Consider the following 18,425-nt stretch of genomic DNA (forward strand, 5'->3'; position numbering starts at 1 on the left):
CCCATGAGCATCAAAACTGCCGTCGTCAACGGTGTGGCCACGATTGAAATCGCCCGCCCCGAAAAGAAAAATGCCTTGACCCGCGTGATGTACCAGGAGATGGCCGATGCGCTGATCGCTGCCAACACCGACAAGACGGTGCGCGCGGTCTTGATCCAGGGTCAGCCCACGGTCTTCACCTCGGGCAATGACATCGAAGACTTCATGAGCAGCCCGCCACGCGATGAAGACGCGCCGGTGTTCCAGTTCATGCGCGCGCTGCTGGGTTGCGAAAAGCCCGTCATCGCGGCCGTCAACGGCGCGGCGATCGGCATCGGCACCACCATGCTCTTGCATTGCGACTTTGTCTATGTGGCCGACGATTCGCGCCTGGCCATGCCTTTTGTGGGCCTGGGCCTGGTGCCCGAGTTTGGTTCCAGCCTGATCGTGCCCAGCTTGATGGGTCACGCCAAGGCGGCCGAAAAGTTATTGCTCGGCGACCCCTTCACTGGCGCCGATGCGGTCGAGTGCGGCATCGCCAATGGCGTGCTGGCTGCCGGCGAAGTGGTGGCTTATGCGCGCCGCGTGGCCGAGCGCTTCAATGCCTTGGCGCCGAGTGCGGTGCGCGAGAGCAAGCGCCTGATGCGCCGGCACAGCGCCGCGCAGGTGATCGAGACGATCAAGGTCGAGGCCGAGATTTTTGGCGCCCGCCTGCGTTCACCCGAGGCGATGGAGGCCTTTCAGGCCTTCTTCCAAAAGCGCCAGCCGGACTTCACGAAGTTTGATTGAACTGACGCGGCTTGCCCGTGTTGTCGATCGCAACAAAGGTCAGCTGCGCCTCGGTCACCTTGACCACTTCTGGATTGGCCGGGTTGCGCTCGGCCATGACCTCGACCTGCACGGTGATCGAGGTGCGCCCGACGCGCACGATTTGTGAATAGAAGGACAGCAAGTCGCCGATCGACACCGGCTGCTTGAACAAGAACTCCTTCACCGCCACGGTCGCTACGCGCCCTTTGGACAGTCGGGCCGGTAAGACCGAGCCGGCAATGTCCACCTGCGCCATGATCCAGCCGCCAAAAACATCGCCGTTGTGATTGGCGTCGGCCGGCATGGGCATCACGCGCAAGACCAATTCACGCGGGTAGGGGCTTGTTGCCTCGGGGCTTGCTGGGGTGCTCGTATCGGTCATGGTGGTTCCTGAGAGAATTGCCTTGCCATTCTCGGCCACAGCTCAAGAATTAAAACAACACATGCGAAGTAGCCCCGCACTTCCTCCCCATTCAGGCGGCAACACCGCTGCGCTGCCGGCCGCCCCGCGCAGCGACTGGGCCACGATCAACAAGCTCTTGCCCTATTTGTGGCGCTATCGCTGGCGCGTCGGTTTTGCGCTGAGCTTTATGCTGTTTGCCAAGCTGAGCAATGTGGCAGTGCCGCTGCTCTTGAAGTCGCTGGTCGACAACCTGGCCATCAAACCTGGCTCGGCCGCCAGTGTTGCGGTGGTGCCCTTGGGTCTGCTGGTTGCTTACGGCGCGCTGCGCTTGATGACTTCGCTGTTCACCGAGCTGCGCGAGCTGATCTTCGCCAAGGCGACGGAGGGCACGGCGCGCAGCATCTCCTTGCAAGTATTCCGTCATTTGCACGCACTCAGTCTGCGCTTCCATCTGGAGCGCCAGACCGGCGGCATGACGCGTGACATCGAGCGTGGCACCCGCGCTGTGCATTCGCTGATCTCCTATTCGCTCTACAGCATCGTGCCCACGCTGATCGAGGTGACGCTGGTGCTGACGCTGCTGGCGGTCAAGTTCGACGCTTGGTTTGCCTACATCACGCTGGCGGCTTTGGCGCTCTACATCAGCTTCACCATCATCGTGACCGAGTGGCGCACCAAGTTCCGCAAGCAGCTCAATGAGCTGGACTCGGTCGCACACAGCCGGGCGATCGACGCCTTGCTGAATTACGAGACGGTCAAATACTTTAATAACGAAGACTTCGAAACACGCCGCTATGACGAAAGCCTGGAGAAGCTGCGCCGCGCGCAGCTGAAAGCGCAGTCGACCTTGTCACTGCTCAATACCGGCCAGCAACTGATCATCGCCACCGCCTTGGTTTTGATGCTGTGGCGTGCCACGGTCGGGGTGGTGTCCGGCACGATGAGCCTGGGTGACTTGGTGATGGTCAATGCTTTCATGATCCAGCTCTACATTCCCCTGAATTTTCTCGGCGTGATCTACCGCGAGATCAAGCAGAGCCTGACCGACTTGGACAAGATGTTTGGCCTCTTGGAGCGCGAGCGTGAAGTTGCCGATGTGCCTGGGGCTGCGGAGTTAGCAGTCAGTGGCGCGGCGGTGCGTTTCGAGTCGGTCAGCTTTTCTTATGACAAGGCGCGGCCGATTCTGCACGACGTCAGCTTCGAGATTCCGGCCGGCAAGAAGGTCGCCGTGGTGGGGCCGAGCGGCTCGGGCAAGAGTACGCTGGCACGCCTGCTCTATCGCTTTTATGACATTGACGCCGGCCGCATCACCATCGACGGGCAAGAGTTGCGCAAGGTGACCCAAAGCAGCTTGCGCCGCTCGATTGGCATCGTGCCGCAGGACACGGTCTTGTTCAATGACACTGTGGCTTACAACATCGCTTACGGCCGGCCCGGTGCGAGCCAAGCGGAGGTCGAGGCGGCGGCGCGTGCAGCGCATATCCACAACTTCATCAGTTCCATGCCCAATGGCTATGCCACCATGGTGGGTGAGCGTGGGCTCAAGCTCAGCGGCGGCGAGAAGCAACGAGTCGCGATCGCCCGCACGCTGCTGAAGAACCCGCCGCTGCTGATCTTTGACGAGGCCACTTCGGCCTTGGACTCAAGCAACGAGCGCGCCATTCAAGCGGAGCTGGAAGCTGCAGCGCAAGACAAAACCGTGCTGGTCATTGCGCACCGCCTGTCCACGGTGGTCGATGCGCATGAAATTCTGGTCCTGGAGGCGGGGCGTATTGTCGAGCGCGGCCATCATGAAGCATTGCTGGCGCAGCAAGGCACTTACGCTCGGATGTGGCGCTTGCAGCAAAGCGGCGGTGAGCAGGTGTTGGCTGCGCCGCCTGCCGAGCAGTCCGGGCAGGCCGAGCAGTCCGAATAGGCCAGATACACTGAGCACGTGGAAACCAAATGGCTTGAAGATTTCGTCAGCTTGGCCGAGACGCGCAGCTTTTCGCGCTCCGCCCAAGTTCGGCATGTGACCCAACCGGCGTTCTCGCGCCGTATCCAGGCGCTGGAGGCTTGGGCGGGGGTGGACCTGGTGGATCGCTCCTCCTACCCAACGCGTTTGACTGGGGCCGGTGAGACCCTGCTCGGCCAAGCGGTTGAGATCCTGAGCAATCTGCAGGCGACGCGCAATATGCTGCGCAGCCATCAGTCAGCCGGTCAGGACATGATCGAGTTTGCCGTGCCGCATTCGCTCGCCTTCAGCTTCTTCCCGCATTGGCTGATGGATCTGCGCCAGCGTTTCGGGGCGCTCAAATGCCGACTCAACGCGCTCAATGTGCATGACGCGATGCTGCAGCTGAGCGAGGGCAATTGCGATCTCTTGATCGTCTATCACCATGCCAGCCAGCCCTTGCAACTGGACCCTGAGCGTTATCAGATGGCCTCGCTGGGGCAAGAGACGCTGGCCGCCTATGCCAAGGCCGATGCCGGCGGCGAGCCGATGTTTCGCCTGCCCGGCCGGCCCGGGCAGAAGATTCCATTCCTCAGCTATGCCTCGGGCGCTTACCTGGGTCGCTTGGTCGAGTTGATCGCCAAGGCCTCGACCGTGCCGCTCAACCTTGATGCCATTTACGAAACCGATATGGCCGAGGGGCTGAAGGCGATGGCGCTGGAAGGGCATGGCCTGACCTTTTTGCCTGCCAGTTCGGTCAAAAAGGAGCTGGCCGCCAAGAATCTGGTGCGGGCTGCCGCTGCTGGGGAGTTTGAGCTGACCATGGAGTTGCGCATCTACCGTGAGCGTCCCGAGCTCACCCGGCGCAGCAAGCCAGCGGCCCAAGCCTTGTGGAAATTTTTGACCGAATAGTGCGTCAGGCGTACATGCGTGAAAACACGTATTCGACACAGGTCTCACCGGGGCGGCCTAGCCCCTAAGATGAGGCCTGAGATTTACATTGAATCCCTCATTCATTCCGGAGTGTTTATGACCAAGAAGACATTGCTCGTCCTGGCCCTGGCTGCCGTCGCAGGCATGGCCCAGGCTGAAGATACCTTGAAGAAAATCAAGGACAGCGGCAGCGTCACCATGGGTGTGCGTGAGTCCTCGGGTGCTTTGTCTTACACCTTGGGTGATGGCAAGTTCGTTGGCTATCACGTCGAGATCTGCGAGAACGTGTTGCGCGATGTCCGCAAGCAATTGGGCATGAGCGCGATGGCCGTCAAGTACCAGCCGGTAACTTCGCAAAACCGCATCCCTTTGGTCCAGAACGGCACAGTCGATATCGAGTGCGGTTCCACCACCAATAACGCGACACGGCAAAAAGATGTGTCCTTCGCGGTCACAACCTTTGTCGAGGAGGTTCGTATCCTTGTGAAGGCCAACTCCGGTATCAGCGCGATTGCGCAATTGAATGGCCGCAATGTTGCGACGACAACCGGGACCACCTCGGTGCAGACGCTGCGCAAGAACGAGCGCGCCACCGGCGTTGACTTCAAGGAAGTCTTCGGCAAGGACCATGCAGACAGCTTCTTGCTGCTGGAGTCGGGCCGTGCCGATGCCTTCGTAATGGATGGCGCAATTTTGGCTGGCCTGGTGGCCAAGTCCAAGGCACCAGCCGACTTCAAGGTGGTCGGAGAAGTGCTCTCGGTCGAACCCATCGCCATCATGATCCGCAAGGATGACCCGGCCTTCAAGAAGGCGGTGGACGACAGCATCAAGGCGCAGATGAAGTCCGGTGACATCGCCAAGACTTGGAACAAATGGTTCGAGCAGCCGATTCCTCCGACCAACACCAAGGTCGGCATGGCTCCCAACGAAAACACCAAGCACGCTTGGGCGAACCCTAACGACAAGCCGGCCGAGGACTACGCCAAGAAGTAAGTCGTTAGCGCTTTAGTACGCTGACCACAAGCAAAAAAGGCCGCCCGGCAAGCGCTCGGGCGGCCTTGTGTTTTATTCGACAGGAGAGCTGCCTTGGCAACTTGGGATTGGCAGGTGTTCTGCAGGGACACCATAGATCAGGCGGATGTGCCGCGCTGCTTTGGCAGTGGCGGCGCAATCACCTATCTGGATTGGATGATGTCGGCCTGGGGATGGACCTTGTCGGTGTCAGGTTTGGCGCTGATTTTGGCGCTCTTTTTTGGCGTGCTGATGGGCATTCTGCGCACCACGCCAAACAAGCGACTGGTCTTGCTGGGCGACGCATGGACCGAGTTGTTTCGCAACATCCCGGTGCTGGTGCAGGTGTTTCTTTGGTACTTCGTCGTGCCCGAGTTGCTGCCGGTGATGAAGCAGATCCCAAGCTTTTTGTTGGTGGTGTTGGGCCTGGGGTTTTTCACCTCGGCGCGCATCTCCGAGCAGGTCAAGGCCGGCATTCAAAGCCTGCCCAAGGGCCAAACCTACGCCGGTTTGGCGGTCGGCATGACGCTGCCGCAAACCTACCGTTATGTTTTGCTGCCGGTGGCCTTGCGCATCGTGATCCCACCGCTGACCAGTGAAGCCATGGGCATCGTCAAGAACTCGGCGGTTGCGTTTGCTGTGTCGGTGCCCGAGCTGATCATGTTTGCCCGCCAGGCGCAGGAGGAAACCTCCAAAGGCATCGAGATCTACCTGGCGGTGACGGGGCTGTACTTCGTCTCGTCGATAGCGATCTTTGCGATCGCCCGCTTTATTGAGCTGCGTGCGCGCGTGCCCGGCATGGTGGGGAGCAGCCAATAATGAATCTCGACTTTGCTTTTCTCTCTTGGGGCGTGGTCGGCAGCTATGTGCTGCAAGGCCTCTATTTCTCGATTCAGTTGACCTTGATCGCAATGGTTGGCGGGATTGCTTTGGGCACCGTCTTGGCTTTGATGCGTTTGTCCGGCAAGCCAATGCTGGCGGTGCCGGCGGCCGCTTATATCAACACGATGCGCAGCATTCCGCTGGTGATGGTGATTCTGTGGTTCTTCCTGCTGATCCCATTTTTGATCGGCCGGCCGCTCGGCGCCGAAATCTCCGCCATCGTGACTTTCACGCTGTTCGAGGCTGCTTATTACGCCGAGATCATGCGGGCCGGCATTCAGAGCGTACCGAAGGGCCAAACCTACGCCGGCTACGCAGTTGGCATGAGTTATGGGCAAACCATGCAGTTGGTGGTCTTGCCGCAGGCTTTCCGCAATATGTTGCCGGTGCTGCTCACGCAGACCATCATCTTGTTCCAGGACACCTCGCTGGTTTATGCCATCGGTGCTTATGACTTGCTGAAGGGTTTTGAGACGGCGGGGCGCAACTTCAACCGTCCGATTGAGACCTATCTGGTCGCCGCCGCTGTTTACTTCGCCATCTGCTTTGGTATGTCGATGCTGGTGCGCCGACTGCAAAAGAAGATTGCCATCATCCGCTGATGCTGGAGAGGAGATTTTTCAAATGATCGATATCAAGAACGTCAACAAGTGGTACGGCAACTTTCAAGTGCTGACCGACTGCACGACCAGCATCAAAAAGGGTGAAGTCGTGGTGGTGTGCGGGCCGTCCGGCTCGGGTAAGTCCACGCTGATCAAGACCGTCAATGCCCTGGAGCCGTTCCAGAAGGGCGACATCATCGTCGACGGCATCTCGTTGGCCGACCCCAAGACCAACTTGCCCAAGCTGCGCTCGCGCGTTGGCATGGTGTTTCAGCATTTCGAGTTGTTCCCGCACCTGAGCGTGACCGAGAACCTGACGATCGCTCAGATCAAGGTCTTGGGCCGCACGCCCGACGAGGCCAAGGTGCGCGGTCTGAAGATGCTCGACCGAGTGGGCCTGTCGGCGCACAAGGACAAGTTCCCGGGTCAACTCTCCGGCGGCCAGCAGCAGCGCGTCGCGATTGCGCGCGCGCTGTCTATGGATCCGATCGTGATGCTATTCGACGAGCCGACTTCGGCGCTCGATCCTGAGATGGTCGGCGAGGTGCTGGACGTGATGGTCAAGCTGGCCGAAGAGGGCATGACCATGATGTGCGTGACCCATGAAATGGGCTTCGCCAAGAAGGTCAGCCACCGGGTCATCTTCATGGATGCCGGCAAGATCGTCGAGGACTGCAAGCGTGAAGAGTTCTTCGGCCATCCCGAGCAGCGCTCGGCACGGGCGCGGGAGTTCTTGGACAAGATCTTGCAGCATTGAAGTCAGCGGCGCAGGTCCTGCTTGGTCGCTTGCGCTCAGCAGGGGCGCTTCTATACATGGGTGCGAAGTTCATAGACTGCGCCTTGCAACCCATCTCGCGATCAGAACGAATCGGTATCGCCCCGAGTTGTGACGGGCTTTACTAGACCTTGTAGACCCCGCAGCCGATCAGCAAATCGCCCGGCAAGCCTTGAACGAATGACATCTTCTCGTTGACCGCGCCGGAAGCGGGGTTGACGGTTTGGTAATCGACCCAGCCGCCGCCCTGATCGACGCAGTCAAAGCCGTCTTTCAGCAAACGCTGCCACTGCAAGCCTTGGACCTCGCGCAAATGCTTGCCCGTCAGCGCTGGGTTGGGGCCGAAGGCGGTGAACAGGCCCTGACGGTTGAATACAAAGATATACATATCGCGATCGAAGAACTCGCTGTTGCGGTCTAAAAAGCTGTTCACCGCCTTGCTCATGCCGGCGCGCTTGATCAGCGCGCAGGCCTTGTCGACCAGGGCTCTCGCTTCATCGGCGGCGCCCTGGCGCAAGCGAATGGTGCGCACCGCGCCGGTGAGCAGGGCCGTTCTTTGTTCCAGTTCGCGGGCTGCATGTGCAGAAGCGCCGACCATCTCGGCATTGCGCTGCGTCAAGGCGTCGGCCGCGTTCACCGCGCTGGCGATCTGAGCCAATTCCTTGCATTGCTCCTCGCTGCCCCCAGAAATGTTTTCAACCTGCTGCGCCAGTTCACGCACGCCCAGCACGATCTCGCCAAGCGCCTGCCCAACTTGCTCAATCCGCTTCACACCGGTCTCGACCTGTTCGGCCGATTGCGCAATCAGCTTCTTGACCTCGGCCGCCGAAGCGGCGCTGCGCTGCGCTAGATTTCGCACCTCGCTGGCCACCACGGCAAATCCGCGCCCTTGCTCGCCAGCCCTGGCCGCCTCGACCGCAGCGTTCAGGGCCAGGATATTGGTTTGGAAAGCGATGCTGTCGATCACGGCGATGATTTCGCTCATCTCGCGCGAGCTGCCTTCGATCTTGCGCACCTGGGAGACGGCATCTTGCATCAACGATTCCCCCGATTCGGCTACCCGGCGCATGGCGGTGGAGACCTTGTTGGCTTCGCGGGCCGACTCGGCATTTCGCTCCAAAAGACCGCCCAGATGCTCCATCTGTGCCGCGGCTTGCGATAGATTTTTGGCCTGTTGATCGGTGCGTTCGGCCAGATCGCGAGTGCCCCGGGCCAACTCGGAGCCGGCCATGGCGGCGATGCTGGCGTTGCTGCGAATCTGCGCCACCCGACTCGACAAGGAGGTGCACATCGCGTTGAAGCGCGCGCTCAGTCCGGGTAGATGCGCGGGGGCATTGTGGGACAGGTCCCCGCGCTCGGCGGCAGCCAGGCCTTGGCTCAGGGCCTGGTCTTCGGAGCCAGCTCGGGCAGCGCCAAGCATCCAACTCAGCCAAGCAGGGCGGGCATTCGATTTTCGACGGGCTTGCTTCGATTGTTCGGACATGGCAGTGGACCTGGATTTCTTCTGCTTTCTGAGGCGGAGGCGCTCAAGCCGGCACGAAAGCGCTTGTGTCTTTCGCATAGGCTCGAAGGCCGGGCACGCAGCAACTGACTGCGGTACACGAGCTTCGCCCACCTTAGCAAAGCCGCAGCCGGGCTCGTACCTGAAAAACGGCGCAAATCCCTTGCAAATCTGCGGCCCGGCCGCACCAAATTCCTCCAAAGGTCGAGTCCTGCGGCTGCTCAGGGAACGTAGCGGCCGCAGGACTTGTCTCAAAGTAAATGTTGATGAGCCAAGTTTTGACCCAGCGCATCATGGAGTTTTGGGACAATCCCCCCATGGCCCAAATCCCTACCCCTACCGCCGCTCCCCAGGAGCTCAGTCTCACCCGCCCCGACGACTGGCATTTGCACGTGCGCGACGAAGGCGCGATGCAGAGCGTGATTCCGTTCACGGCACGCCAGTTCGCCCGCGCCATCATCATGCCTAACTTGCGGCCTCCTGTGACCAGCGCTGCGCAGGCGGTGGCCTACCGCGAGCGCATCTTGGCGGCCGTGCCAGCCGGCATGAGCTTTCAGCCCCTGATGACGCTGTACCTGACCGACGTGACGCCGGTCGACGAGATCAAGCGAGCCAAGGATGCGGGCGTGGTGGCGCTCAAGCTCTACCCGGCAGGCGCCACCACCAATAGCGATGCCGGCGTGACCGATATCCGCAAAACCTACAAGACGCTGGAAGCGATGCAGCGCGAAGGCCTGCTGCTCTTGGTGCATGGCGAGGTCACCGACCCCGAGATCGATGTGTTCGACCGCGAGGCCGTCTTTATCGACCGCGTGATGCTGCCCTTGCGCCGCGATATGCCGGAGCTCAAGGTCGTGTTTGAGCACATCACGACCAAGGAAGCGGCCGACTATGTGGCTGGCGCCGATGCCTTCACCGCCGCGACCCTGACGCCGCAACACCTGCTCTACAACCGCAACGCCATCTTCACCGGCGGCCTGCGTCCGCATTACTACTGCCTGCCGGTGCTCAAGCGCGAGATCCACCGCCAAGCACTGATCAAGGCCGCCACCTCGGGCAGCCCCAAGTTCTTCCTCGGCACCGACAGCGCGCCGCATGCTTCGCAGATGAAAGAGAACTCGGTCTGCGGCGCCGGCTGCTTCACGGCCGCCTCGGCGATGGAGTTGTATGCCGAGGCTTTTGAGGCGATGGGCGCCTTGGACAAGCTTGAAGCCTTCGCCAGCTTCAACGGTGCCGATTTTTACGGTCTGCCGCGCAACACCGAGCGCGTGACGCTGCGCAAGCAGGACTGGACGTTGCCCAGTGCCGTAGCCTTTGGCGAGGCGCAGCTGAAGCCTTTGCGTGGCGGCGAGACGCTGAGCTGGAAGCTGCTCTGAACCCAAGCCTGGATTGGAGCGCCGCCTGGCTGGCGCCCTATCGCCAAACAGGCGAGGCCTTGTCGGCAGACATGGCGGCAGGCGCATCGGTTGCCGATGCCCTGAACAAGCAGTTGCAAGGCCGGCCGATTCGTTTGGCCCATGGTGATCTGCGTTTCGTGCCTCAGTCCGAGCTGCCCGAGGGCGAGGCCTACGAGGCCTTCATCCATCGCAGTGCCTGCGTGCCCACGCGCGAGAACCTGCATGACTTGCTCAACGGCCTGATCTGGCTGCATTGGCCCTTGCTCAAGGCGGGCTTGAATGCCGCCCATATCGAGGCGCTGAAGCGCAGCGGCGGCGTGCAGGCGCAACGCGGGCCTTTGCGCGATGCCTTGACGGTGGTGGACGAGAATGCCGCCCTGATGTGGGCACCGCCCGAGCTGTGCGAGGCCTTGGAGCAGCGGGATTGGCAGGGGCTGTTCATTCGGCTGCGGCCTTTGTGGGCGCAGGTGAGGCTAGATTTGATTGGCCACGCCTTGCTGGAGAAGTTGATGCAACCGCGCAAGCCGATTTGCGCCCATGTTTTATTGATGCCTATGGGCAGCGTGTCTACCCAGCAGGATGCCGCGCTCGACCCCGCGTGGTTGGCAAGCAAGCCATTTTTGCCGCTGCCGGTCCTGGGCGTGCCGGGCTGGTGGGCCGCCAATGAAGCCGAGAGCTTCTATGCAGACACCGGTGTTTTTCGCCCGGCAGCGCGCGCGCAAACCGGCTAGCATCGCGCACAGATGAAATGAGGGGGATGACCTTGCTGACAATGTTTGCCGCTTCGGGCGCGCGGCCAAGCCTGCGCTTCGGGCTCTTGGCCTGGCTGCTCTTGGCCGTGGCCATCGGGGCGCAGGCACAACAAGACCCTGGGCCCAAACCGCTAGCGGCGCCAACAGCGGCAGCACCGGCCGCCCCCGCCGCATCAGCGCCGGCTGCCGTGGTTTCGGCCAGCGCGCGGCGGATTTATGAAGATGCCCGGGCGCAGCTGCTGCAGATCCGCACGCTGCTCAAGACGCAGAACAGCCAGGCCTCGGTCGGCTCCGGGTTTTTGGTCAGTGCCGACGGTCATGTGTTGAGCAACTACCACGTCATCAGCCAGTTCGCGCTGGAACCCGAGCGCTACCGCCTGCGATTTGCCAGCACCGATGGGCAAGAGGGGGCTCTTGAGTTGCTCGACTTTGATGTGCGCCGCGATCTCGCTTTGTTGCGCGTGGTGTCGGGCAGCCTGGGCGGCTTGGACCATGGCTTGACCGGGCGTGGCGCCTTGACCTTTCGCCCTGCTGCCATGCCGCTGGCCAAGGGAGACCGCATCTACTCGATGGGCAACCCGCATGACATTGCTTTTGCCGTCGTCGAGGGTAATTACAACGGCCTGGTCGAGCGCAGCTTTGACCCGCTGATTTACTTTTCCGGCGGCATCAATCCCGGCATGAGTGGCGGGCCGGTGGTGGACGAAGAGGGCCGCGTGGTCGGCGTCAATGTGTCGGTGATGTCGTTTGCGCAGCAGATGAGCTTTCTGGTGCCGGGGCAATATGCCCAAGCCTTGCTGGAGCGCGGCCGCAAGGCCAAGCCGGTCACGGCGCCGGCTTGGCCGCGCTTGCGCGAGCAACTGATGGTGTTTCAAGATGAGTTGACGCAGCGCTTTTTGGCTCAGCCCTGGGCCAGCGCGGGCCATGCGCATTACCAGTTACCTGTGCCGCAGGAGCAGTTCATGCGCTGCTGGGGGAGGGGCACGCCGGCCGACACCAAGGGGCTGGAGTTTCAGCGCTCGCAATGCCGGATGGAGCATGCGGTGTTCGTCAATGATGCGATACAGACCGGCTACCTGGCCATGTCTCACGAAGCCTATGACGGCGCCAAGCTCGGCGCGATCCGCTTCGCCAAGCAGTATTCGGGGAGTTTTCGCAATGAGCGCCTGGGCCGCGAGGACAAGTTTCGCACCGCGCCTTTTTGCAAGGAGGAGTTCATAGAGGGTGGAGCCCCCATCCCCGACGCTGTGCGCCAGGCCCCCCGAGGGGGTGCGGAGAGCTCGGGGGCGGCCCTTCGCTCTCCTGGAGATGGCCTCCCCCTGCGCGCGGTCGTCTGCCTGCGCGCCTACCGCAAGCTGGCCGGCCTGCATGACTTGAGCGTGTTGGTCACCACGGTCGACGGGGCCACCGAGGGCGCGCTGGGCCGCTTTGACGCCCGCGGTGTCAGCTTTGACAACGCGTTGAAATTGAGCGCGCATTACCTGGAGGGCTTCGCGTGGATCAGCAAGAACAAGAACAAAGAATCGCGAGAATTGCGGTAATCGAAGTCCTTGGGCGCGACGGCCTGGTGCGCCAGGTGCAGCGCATCACGCGCTGGCCGGCTCGCATTGGCCGCTCCCCCAATTGCGAGGTGGTGCTGGATGACACCCATCTGGCCGCCGAGCACGCGCTGCTTCAATGGAACGAAGGTGGTGCAGCCAGTCTGGTGCTCATGCCGAGTTTGAACGGTGGCTGGCTGGGCGAGCGGCGCTTGCGGGCGGGTGATGCCGCAGCCCTCAAAGGCAACGCCACTTTCCAACTCGGCGCCAGCCATCTGCGCTGGCGCAGCAATGCCGAGGCCTTGGCGCCGGAGCAGCCCATGCAGCAACACCAGCAACGCGCCGCCAAGGTGGCCGGCGCCTGGGTGCCCGCGCTGCTATTGCTGTGGCTGGCCTTGTTGTGGATTGACCGCTGGTCCGAACTCAACCCCGGCTCGCCCTGGGTTGATTACAGCAGCGCCGTCCTGGGGCCCTTGGTGGTGATCTTGGGCTGGGCTGCGCTATGGTCCTTGGTGACGCAGTTATTCCAGCATCGCTTTCCTTTTTTCACCCATTTGCGCCGGGCCTTGATCGTCGTGACCGGCTTGCACTTGATTGGCATTGCAATGCCGCTGCTGGCTTTTGCGCTGTCCTGGCCGCGCTTGATGGTCCTGGATGCAGTGATCTTCCCGGCCGGCTTGGCGGCGCTGCTGTGGTGGCATGCCAGCCTGGTGTGGCCGCGTGCACGGCGCTGGTTGGCGCTGGCGGCGCTGTCGGGCTTGGCGACCTTGTTCGTGCTGACCGTGGCGCGCCGCCAGGAGCAGCAGTACTGGTTGGGCCCGGCCTATCTCAGCGCCTTGCCGCCACCTGCGTTGCGCCTCGTGGAGCCCAAGCAGCCGCAAGACTTGATCGAGGCGCTGCGCCCTCTTGAGGCCGAGTTGGCGCGCCAAGCCAACAAGGACAACGAGTCGCCCAGCACGGAAGGTGGGGGCGAGGAATAGGCTACAAGCTTGGTGTCTAAGGGCGGCGAAAGCCGCCCTGAGCGAGACCTTCGGCGGCGTACTTCAGCCGCGTTGAAACAGGCGCACGCCAGGTTGCGGGATAAATTCTGCGGGCACCGCACCGCGAAGCTGGCCCGTGCCGGCGTATCGGTCCAGGATGCTGGTCTTGATATAAGGAAAGCCGCTTTCAATGAGTTTGTTCCACCTGAGAATGGTGTCGTCCGAACTGTGCCGGTCATTTGACAAGGGTGGGAACAAGGCCATGCAGCTCAAGCCATGCTGCTTCAATGTCCCCGTCAGGCGGGTTTCGTAGACATCGATGACCTGGGATTTGCAGGGCAGGCTGAGCATCCGACTGAACACTCGTTGGGTCACCGGGTTCCTCAGTGCACTTGCGTTCAGAACGAGAAAATAGCTCTGCAAATGATGCTGTGGAGCCTGAACCTCGGTAAGCCCCAGTACATCTGCATCAGAGCCACGTGCACGCGCCATCAATTGGTCAAAGTGCTTGGTGTTGAGTGGCCCGACGATGCTGTCGTTGATGAGGAACAGGCGTGTCCAGTTTTGAGTGTCCTGGCATAAGGCGAACACTTGTGCCCAGGCGGCAAAGTCAAAGCCCACGTTTTCGCGCAGGTAAACGCCGCTGAGCCTTGCCAGCAACTGCTCCTCCAGCACGACATGCTCCGGCGCGAGCTCAGAATTCAAAATCAAGACGACCTTTAGCCCTGCACGCAACAGATGGTCCAGATGAACCTCAACATGGTGTTTAAGCTGCGGCTGCGTGGCATGGCTGACGAAGAAGCAGACCTCGTTGCTGAGCGTGCTCGAAAGCGGCTTGAGCGCGTGCAATTGCGCTTGCGAGGCCAGTGGTGCCGAATAGGCCAAGCCTTCTATCGCGGCGTTGAATCTTCTGAGCGAGGCGCTGTGCTCGCGTCTACGCACATAGGGCAACATGGCCTTGAAACTGCGGCGCCATTTGCGGAAGGTGTCGTTAAAGTTGCTCATACTCACTAAACCGGCAAGAAGCCCTCGATCGACAGATAGCGCTCGCCGGTGTCGTAGTTAAAGCCCAGCACCCGCGCGCCGGCGGGCAGCTCGGCCAGCTTCTTGGCAATGGCGGCCAGCGTGGCACCGCTGGAGATGCCGACCAGCAAGCCTTCTTGGGCAGCGCTGCGGCGTGCATATTCGCGCGCCTCTTCGGCCTCGACCTGGATCACCCCGTCGAGCAGATCGGTGTGCAGATTGGTCGGGATGAAGCCGGCGCCAATGCCCTGGATCGGGTGAGGCGCAGGCGCGCCGCCGCTGATGACCGGCGAGGCGCTCGGCTCAACCGCAAACACCTTCAAGTTCGGCCAGGCTTTTTTCAGCACTTGCGCGCAGCCGGTGATGTGGCCGCCGGTGCCCACGCCGGTGATCAAGGCGTCCAGGCCTTCGGGGAAGTCGCGCAGGATTTCTTCCGCCGTGCTGCGCACGTGGACGGCGATATTGGCCGGGTTCTCGAACTGTTGCGGCATCCATGAGCCTGGGTTTTCGGCCACCAGCTCTTGGGCGCGGGCGATCGCGCCCTTCATGCCTTTTTCGCGCGGGGTTAAATCAAAGCTGGCACCATAGGCCAGCATCAAACGGCGGCGCTCGACCGACATGCTGTCCGGCATCACCAGAATCAGCTTATAGCCCTTGACGGCTGCGACCATGGCCAGACCCACGCCGGTATTGCCCGAGGTCGGTTCGATGATGGTCGCACCCGGCTTGAGCAGGCCGCGCGCTTCAGCGTCTTCCACCATGGCCAGCGCGATGCGGTCCTTGATCGAGCCGCCCGGATTGCTGCGCTCGGACTTGATCCAAACCTGCGCCTGTGCGCCGAACAGGCGCTGCATGCGGATATGCGGGGTGTTGCCGATGGTGGCGAGAACGTTATCAACTTTCATGGGATTCACTCCTTGGGGATGATGGGTCGCGGCCGAGCAAGTGCAAGCTCGGGTGTTGTTGGGTCAAGAGCTGAAACATGGCAAAGATGGGCCCTGGCATATTGCGCGGGTCGCTGGCACTTTCAAGGGCCTGCCAAGTACGCGATTGCAGGCCACCGCGGCTGCCCGGCTGTACCGGGTAAGCCATGAGCTGAGCGGCTTCAACCTGGCTCAGGCCGGCGGCCAGGCGGGCGGCCTTGAGCTCATCACCGCTGGGTGCGGGCATGTCGATATGGGTGATCTTTGGCATGGCGGGGCTTAACAAACGAAGCTCGAATCGTAGGCGATAATCCTAGTTGTGAAGCAAGCTAGACCGCCGCTGGCCCGAGCATGGAAACATGGGGCTGGAGGAAGGTCCGGACTGCATAGAGCGGCGTAGCAGTTAACGGCTGTCCGGCGTGAGCCGAGGATCAGAGCAACAGAGACGAGTCGATCAAACGTGCCGGGTGTCAAAACTCGGCGGGACCGCAAGCGCAGCCTGCGGGATCGGGTGAAACGGGCAATCTCTACGCGCAGCAACACCAAGTAGGCCAGTATTGATGCGGCTCGCAGAGCTGGCGGGTAGGTGGCACCGAGCCGGGCAGTGATGCCCGGCCAAGAGGAATGGCGGTCACATCATCCCAGCCCGCAAGGGCATGGATGGTGCACAGAATCCGGCCTATCGGCTTGCTTCACTCTTTATTTTTGGATGGGTTCAGCAGCGACTCTATGGTTTGCTGCACAGCCAGGGCTTCGGCGTAGCCGGGCAGGCTGTGTGGGCGGCCTTCGATCATGGCCACCCATTGATCAAGTTGGTCGATTTGGGCAAGCTGTGCCGGAATTTGAGTCTCGCGGCCACGCTGCTCAATCTCGCTGAACCATTGCTTCAGTTCGAGCTCGCGCTCGCCGGTGCTCCATAGCATGCGGTTCTGGTCATCCATATCAACCTTGCCGCCTACCTTGCCGCTGATGCCTACCGCAACGCCGGCCACATCCAAGTCGGCACGCAGCTCGGTTTCGGCGCTGCGCCCGTCTTGGGGGTATGTGGCGACGCTGCTCAGTACCCTGGCCGGACCCAAGACGCGCTGCAGCACGAAGATGAAATGCGAGAGCACCTCGCGGGTGAAGCCGCCTTCTGCCCGTTCGCCCAGCCAAGCGCCGGCCGCCGCCTGCCAAGGGCGCGGCCAGCGGGCAAAGCTCACTTCAAGTTCAACCCGGCGCCAGTCCTCGCGCGGCGACGCCAGCAACAGGCCCAGGCCCTTGGAGGAGGCGAGGGCAAAGTTGACGGCAGCGCGTTGACCCTCAAGCTCGATGCGATCGATGCATAGTCGCGCTGCGGCGAAGTCCACCGTCAGCGGTTTTTCGCAAAAAACCGCCAGCCCGGCGTCAAAGGCCAGCTGCGTCAATGCCATATGCGGGGCCGGCGGCGTCGCGATATAGAGGCTGTGCAGGCCGGGCGCGGCGATCAATTGCGCTGCGCTGGTGGCTGCCTTCAATTGCGGGTATTGCTGTAGCGTCTTCGCGAGAGCCGCCGGATTGGCGTCCCAGATCAGCGTGGGCTGCAATTGCGGGTGCGCGGCCAGGCGCGCCAACATGCGCTGCCCCATCACCCCCAGGCCAATCACGCCGATATTCAAATGCTGATGGTTCATTGATTGTTCGCAGAGCAGGTGCTTTAGAGGGCGCCAGTTTAGGGCCGCCCTTACACTGAACAGCTGCTCAGAACATTCGCCTTAGTCGCGGCTCATCTTTTATGAATCCAGAAGCCGGTCATTTGTGGCGCGCCCCGCGTTGGGCCTTGGCTGTGTTGTTGGCCGGCTTGGGCATGATCGGGCCGTTTTCTATCGACACCTATTTGCCTGCCTTTGCTGGCATCGCTGCGGCTCTGCACGCCACGCCGGTCGAGATGCAGCAAACGCTGTCGAGTTATTTATTCGGCTTCGCGCTGATGAATTTGTTCCACGGTGCCTTGTCTGACAGCTTCGGGCGCCGCCCGGTGGTGCTCTGGGGCATGGCGGTGTTCACGCTGGCTTCGGTTGGCTGCGCCTTGTCGGGCAGCATCGGACAGCTGGTGTTCTGGCGCACGGTGCAGGGCATGTCGGCGGGTGCAGGCATGGTGGTGTCGCGCGCCATCATCCGCGATATGTTCCCGCCGTCCGAGGCGCAGCGGGTGATGTCGCAGGTGACGATTTTCTTCGGCGTTGCGCCGGCCATCGCGCCGATGATTGGCGGCTTTTTGTTCGTGCATACCGACTGGCACGCAATCTTCTGGTTTCTGGTCTTGGTGGGGGTGATTCTGTTCGTCGCCAACTGGCGCTTGCTGCCCGAGACCTTGCATGCGGACATGGTGCAGCCCTTTCATGTGCGGCCGCTGCTGCGTGGCTACTGGCAGCTCTGCTCAAATCGGCGCTTTATCTTGCTGGCGCTGGCCAGCGGCATTCCCTTCAACGGCATGTTTCTTTATGTCCTGGCTGCGCCGGTATTCGTCGGCGAGCATTTGAAGCTGGCGCCGACGCAGTTCTTCTGGTTTTTCTGCTTCGCCATCGGCGGCATCATGGCAGGTGCATGGTTGAGCGGCCGGCTGGCCGGCAGGATCAAGCCCAAACAGCAGATCCGGCGCGGCTTCATCATCATGTTTGTGTTCTCCTCGCTCAATGTGAGCTTGAACCTGCTGTTGCCGCCGAGCCCGTTTTGGGCCTTGCCGGTGATCGGTGCCTTCTCGTTCGGCTGGTCCCTGATGGTGCCGGTGGTGACGCTGCTGGCGCTGGATGAGGTGCCCGAGCGGCGGGGAATGGCGTCGTCGCTGCAAGCCTGTATTGGCAGCGCCGCCAATGGCGTGGTGGCCGGCGTGGTGGCGCCCTTGGTGATGCATTCCACCTTGGCCTTGGCGCTGACCTCGATGGGTTTGATGAGCATAGGGCTGGTGGCCTGGCTTGCTGTGAAGCGGCAGCTCAAATAGGCTTGCCGGCTCAAGTCTGAGCCA

The 18,425-nt window shown here is 61.6% G+C and carries 18 protein-coding genes and 1 other RNA gene; 13 read left to right on the plus strand and 6 right to left on the minus strand.

Annotation, left to right across the window (positions count from 1 at the left end; all coding sequences use genetic code 11):
* The first annotated feature begins 3 nt into the window (after positions 1–3).
* Positions 4–768, plus strand: a complete 765-nt coding sequence (locus PRZ03_RS08600; RefSeq protein WP_263557162.1) for an enoyl-CoA hydratase — start codon at positions 4–6, stop codon at positions 766–768.
* Here PRZ03_RS08600 and PRZ03_RS08605 read toward each other — a convergent pair.
* Positions 752–1,171 carry an acyl-CoA thioesterase gene (locus tag PRZ03_RS08605; RefSeq protein WP_263533784.1) on the minus strand — a complete coding sequence of 140 codons (420 nt, stop codon included), beginning with the start codon at positions 1,169–1,171 and terminating at the stop codon, positions 752–754. The two genes, PRZ03_RS08600 and PRZ03_RS08605, sit on opposite strands and share 17 nt — an antisense overlap.
* Before the next feature lie 61 nt (positions 1,172–1,232).
* Between PRZ03_RS08605 and PRZ03_RS08610 the strand changes: the two genes are divergently transcribed.
* From PRZ03_RS08610 to PRZ03_RS08635, 6 genes are all read left to right on the plus strand, one after another.
* Positions 1,233–3,107 (plus strand): ABCB family ABC transporter ATP-binding protein/permease, encoded by a 1,875-nt coding sequence (locus tag PRZ03_RS08610; protein WP_273599933.1) that lies wholly within the window; start codon positions 1,233–1,235, stop codon positions 3,105–3,107.
* Positions 3,108–3,125: 18 nt separating this feature from the next.
* Positions 3,126–4,037: a LysR substrate-binding domain-containing protein gene (locus PRZ03_RS08615; protein WP_273599934.1), complete on the plus strand. Its 912-nt coding sequence runs from the start codon at positions 3,126–3,128 to the stop codon at positions 4,035–4,037.
* A 117-nt stretch (positions 4,038–4,154) separates the two neighbouring features.
* A complete protein-coding gene (locus PRZ03_RS08620) occupies positions 4,155–5,051 on the plus strand; it encodes an amino acid ABC transporter substrate-binding protein (protein WP_273599935.1) in 897 nt (298 codons plus the stop codon).
* Between the two features lie 93 nt (positions 5,052–5,144).
* Positions 5,145–5,888 (plus strand): amino acid ABC transporter permease, encoded by a 744-nt coding sequence (locus tag PRZ03_RS08625; RefSeq protein ID WP_273599936.1) that lies wholly within the window; start codon positions 5,145–5,147, stop codon positions 5,886–5,888.
* Positions 5,888–6,553 carry an amino acid ABC transporter permease gene (locus PRZ03_RS08630; RefSeq protein ID WP_263533789.1) on the plus strand — a complete coding sequence of 222 codons (666 nt, stop codon included), beginning with the start codon at positions 5,888–5,890 and terminating at the stop codon, positions 6,551–6,553. The genes PRZ03_RS08625 and PRZ03_RS08630 overlap by 1 nt, the downstream gene beginning before the upstream one ends.
* Positions 6,554–6,575: 22 nt before the next feature.
* Positions 6,576–7,310, plus strand: a complete 735-nt coding sequence (locus tag PRZ03_RS08635; protein ID WP_263533790.1) for an amino acid ABC transporter ATP-binding protein — start codon at positions 6,576–6,578, stop codon at positions 7,308–7,310.
* A 142-nt stretch (positions 7,311–7,452) separates the two neighbouring features.
* On the opposite strand, the gene PRZ03_RS08640 is transcribed toward PRZ03_RS08635, so the two are convergent.
* Positions 7,453–8,811 carry a methyl-accepting chemotaxis protein gene (locus tag PRZ03_RS08640; RefSeq protein ID WP_273599937.1) on the minus strand — a complete coding sequence of 453 codons (1,359 nt, stop codon included), beginning with the start codon at positions 8,809–8,811 and terminating at the stop codon, positions 7,453–7,455.
* Between the two features lie 335 nt (positions 8,812–9,146).
* On the opposite strand from PRZ03_RS08640, the gene pyrC reads away from it, so the two are divergent.
* From pyrC to PRZ03_RS08660, 4 genes are read left to right on the plus strand one after another with little or no spacing between them, the layout of a single operon-like run.
* Positions 9,147–10,205, plus strand: coding sequence for a dihydroorotase (gene pyrC / locus PRZ03_RS08645; protein WP_273599938.1), 1,059 nt, complete (start codon positions 9,147–9,149; stop codon positions 10,203–10,205).
* A 59-nt stretch (positions 10,206–10,264) separates the two neighbouring features.
* On the plus strand, positions 10,265–10,957 hold the full coding sequence (locus PRZ03_RS08650) for a DUF3025 domain-containing protein (protein ID WP_273599939.1): 693 nt from the start codon (positions 10,265–10,267) through the stop codon (positions 10,955–10,957).
* 26 nt (positions 10,958–10,983) lie between these two features.
* Positions 10,984–12,519: a S1 family peptidase gene (locus tag PRZ03_RS08655; protein WP_273599940.1), complete on the plus strand. Its 1,536-nt coding sequence runs from the start codon at positions 10,984–10,986 to the stop codon at positions 12,517–12,519.
* Complete coding sequence (locus PRZ03_RS08660; RefSeq protein WP_273599941.1) at positions 12,474–13,496, plus strand: FHA domain-containing protein; 1,023 nt, start codon at positions 12,474–12,476, stop codon at positions 13,494–13,496. The genes PRZ03_RS08655 and PRZ03_RS08660 overlap by 46 nt, the downstream gene beginning before the upstream one ends.
* 63 nt (positions 13,497–13,559) lie before the next feature.
* Here the strand turns inward: PRZ03_RS08660 and PRZ03_RS08665 are convergent, their stop codons facing one another.
* The 3 genes from PRZ03_RS08665 to PRZ03_RS08675 all read right to left on the minus strand — a co-directional run bounded on the left by PRZ03_RS08665 (position 13,560) and on the right by PRZ03_RS08675 (position 15,713).
* The gene (locus tag PRZ03_RS08665; RefSeq protein ID WP_273599942.1) at positions 13,560–14,381 is read right to left on the minus strand and encodes a rhamnan synthesis F family protein; all 822 of its coding nucleotides are present in this window, start codon (positions 14,379–14,381) and stop codon (positions 13,560–13,562) included.
* A 125-nt stretch (positions 14,382–14,506) separates the two neighbouring features.
* On the minus strand, positions 14,507–15,424 hold the full coding sequence (gene cysK / locus PRZ03_RS08670; protein ID WP_263533797.1) for a cysteine synthase A: 918 nt from the start codon (positions 15,422–15,424) through the stop codon (positions 14,507–14,509).
* Positions 15,414–15,713, minus strand: coding sequence for a helix-turn-helix domain-containing protein (locus PRZ03_RS08675; RefSeq protein WP_273599943.1), 300 nt, complete (start codon positions 15,711–15,713; stop codon positions 15,414–15,416). The genes cysK and PRZ03_RS08675 overlap by 11 nt, the downstream gene beginning before the upstream one ends.
* Positions 15,714–15,763: 50 nt before the next feature.
* Here PRZ03_RS08675 and rnpB point away from each other — a divergent pair.
* Positions 15,764–16,140: RNase P RNA component class A (gene rnpB, locus PRZ03_RS08680), an RNA gene on the plus strand.
* On the opposite strand, the gene PRZ03_RS08685 is transcribed toward rnpB, so the two are convergent.
* On the minus strand, positions 16,135–17,094 hold the full coding sequence (locus tag PRZ03_RS08685; protein WP_273599944.1) for a Gfo/Idh/MocA family protein: 960 nt from the start codon (positions 17,092–17,094) through the stop codon (positions 16,135–16,137). The two genes, rnpB and PRZ03_RS08685, sit on opposite strands and share 6 nt — an antisense overlap.
* Before the next feature lie 101 nt (positions 17,095–17,195).
* Here PRZ03_RS08685 and PRZ03_RS08690 point away from each other — a divergent pair, with 101 nt between their 5' ends.
* On the plus strand, positions 17,196–18,401 hold the full coding sequence (locus PRZ03_RS08690) for a multidrug effflux MFS transporter (protein ID WP_273599945.1): 1,206 nt from the start codon (positions 17,196–17,198) through the stop codon (positions 18,399–18,401).
* Positions 18,402–18,425 lie beyond the last annotated feature (24 nt).

Source organism: Roseateles albus, assembly GCF_028595345.1.
Taxonomy (GTDB): domain Bacteria; phylum Pseudomonadota; class Gammaproteobacteria; order Burkholderiales; family Burkholderiaceae_C; genus Paucibacter_A; species Paucibacter_A albus.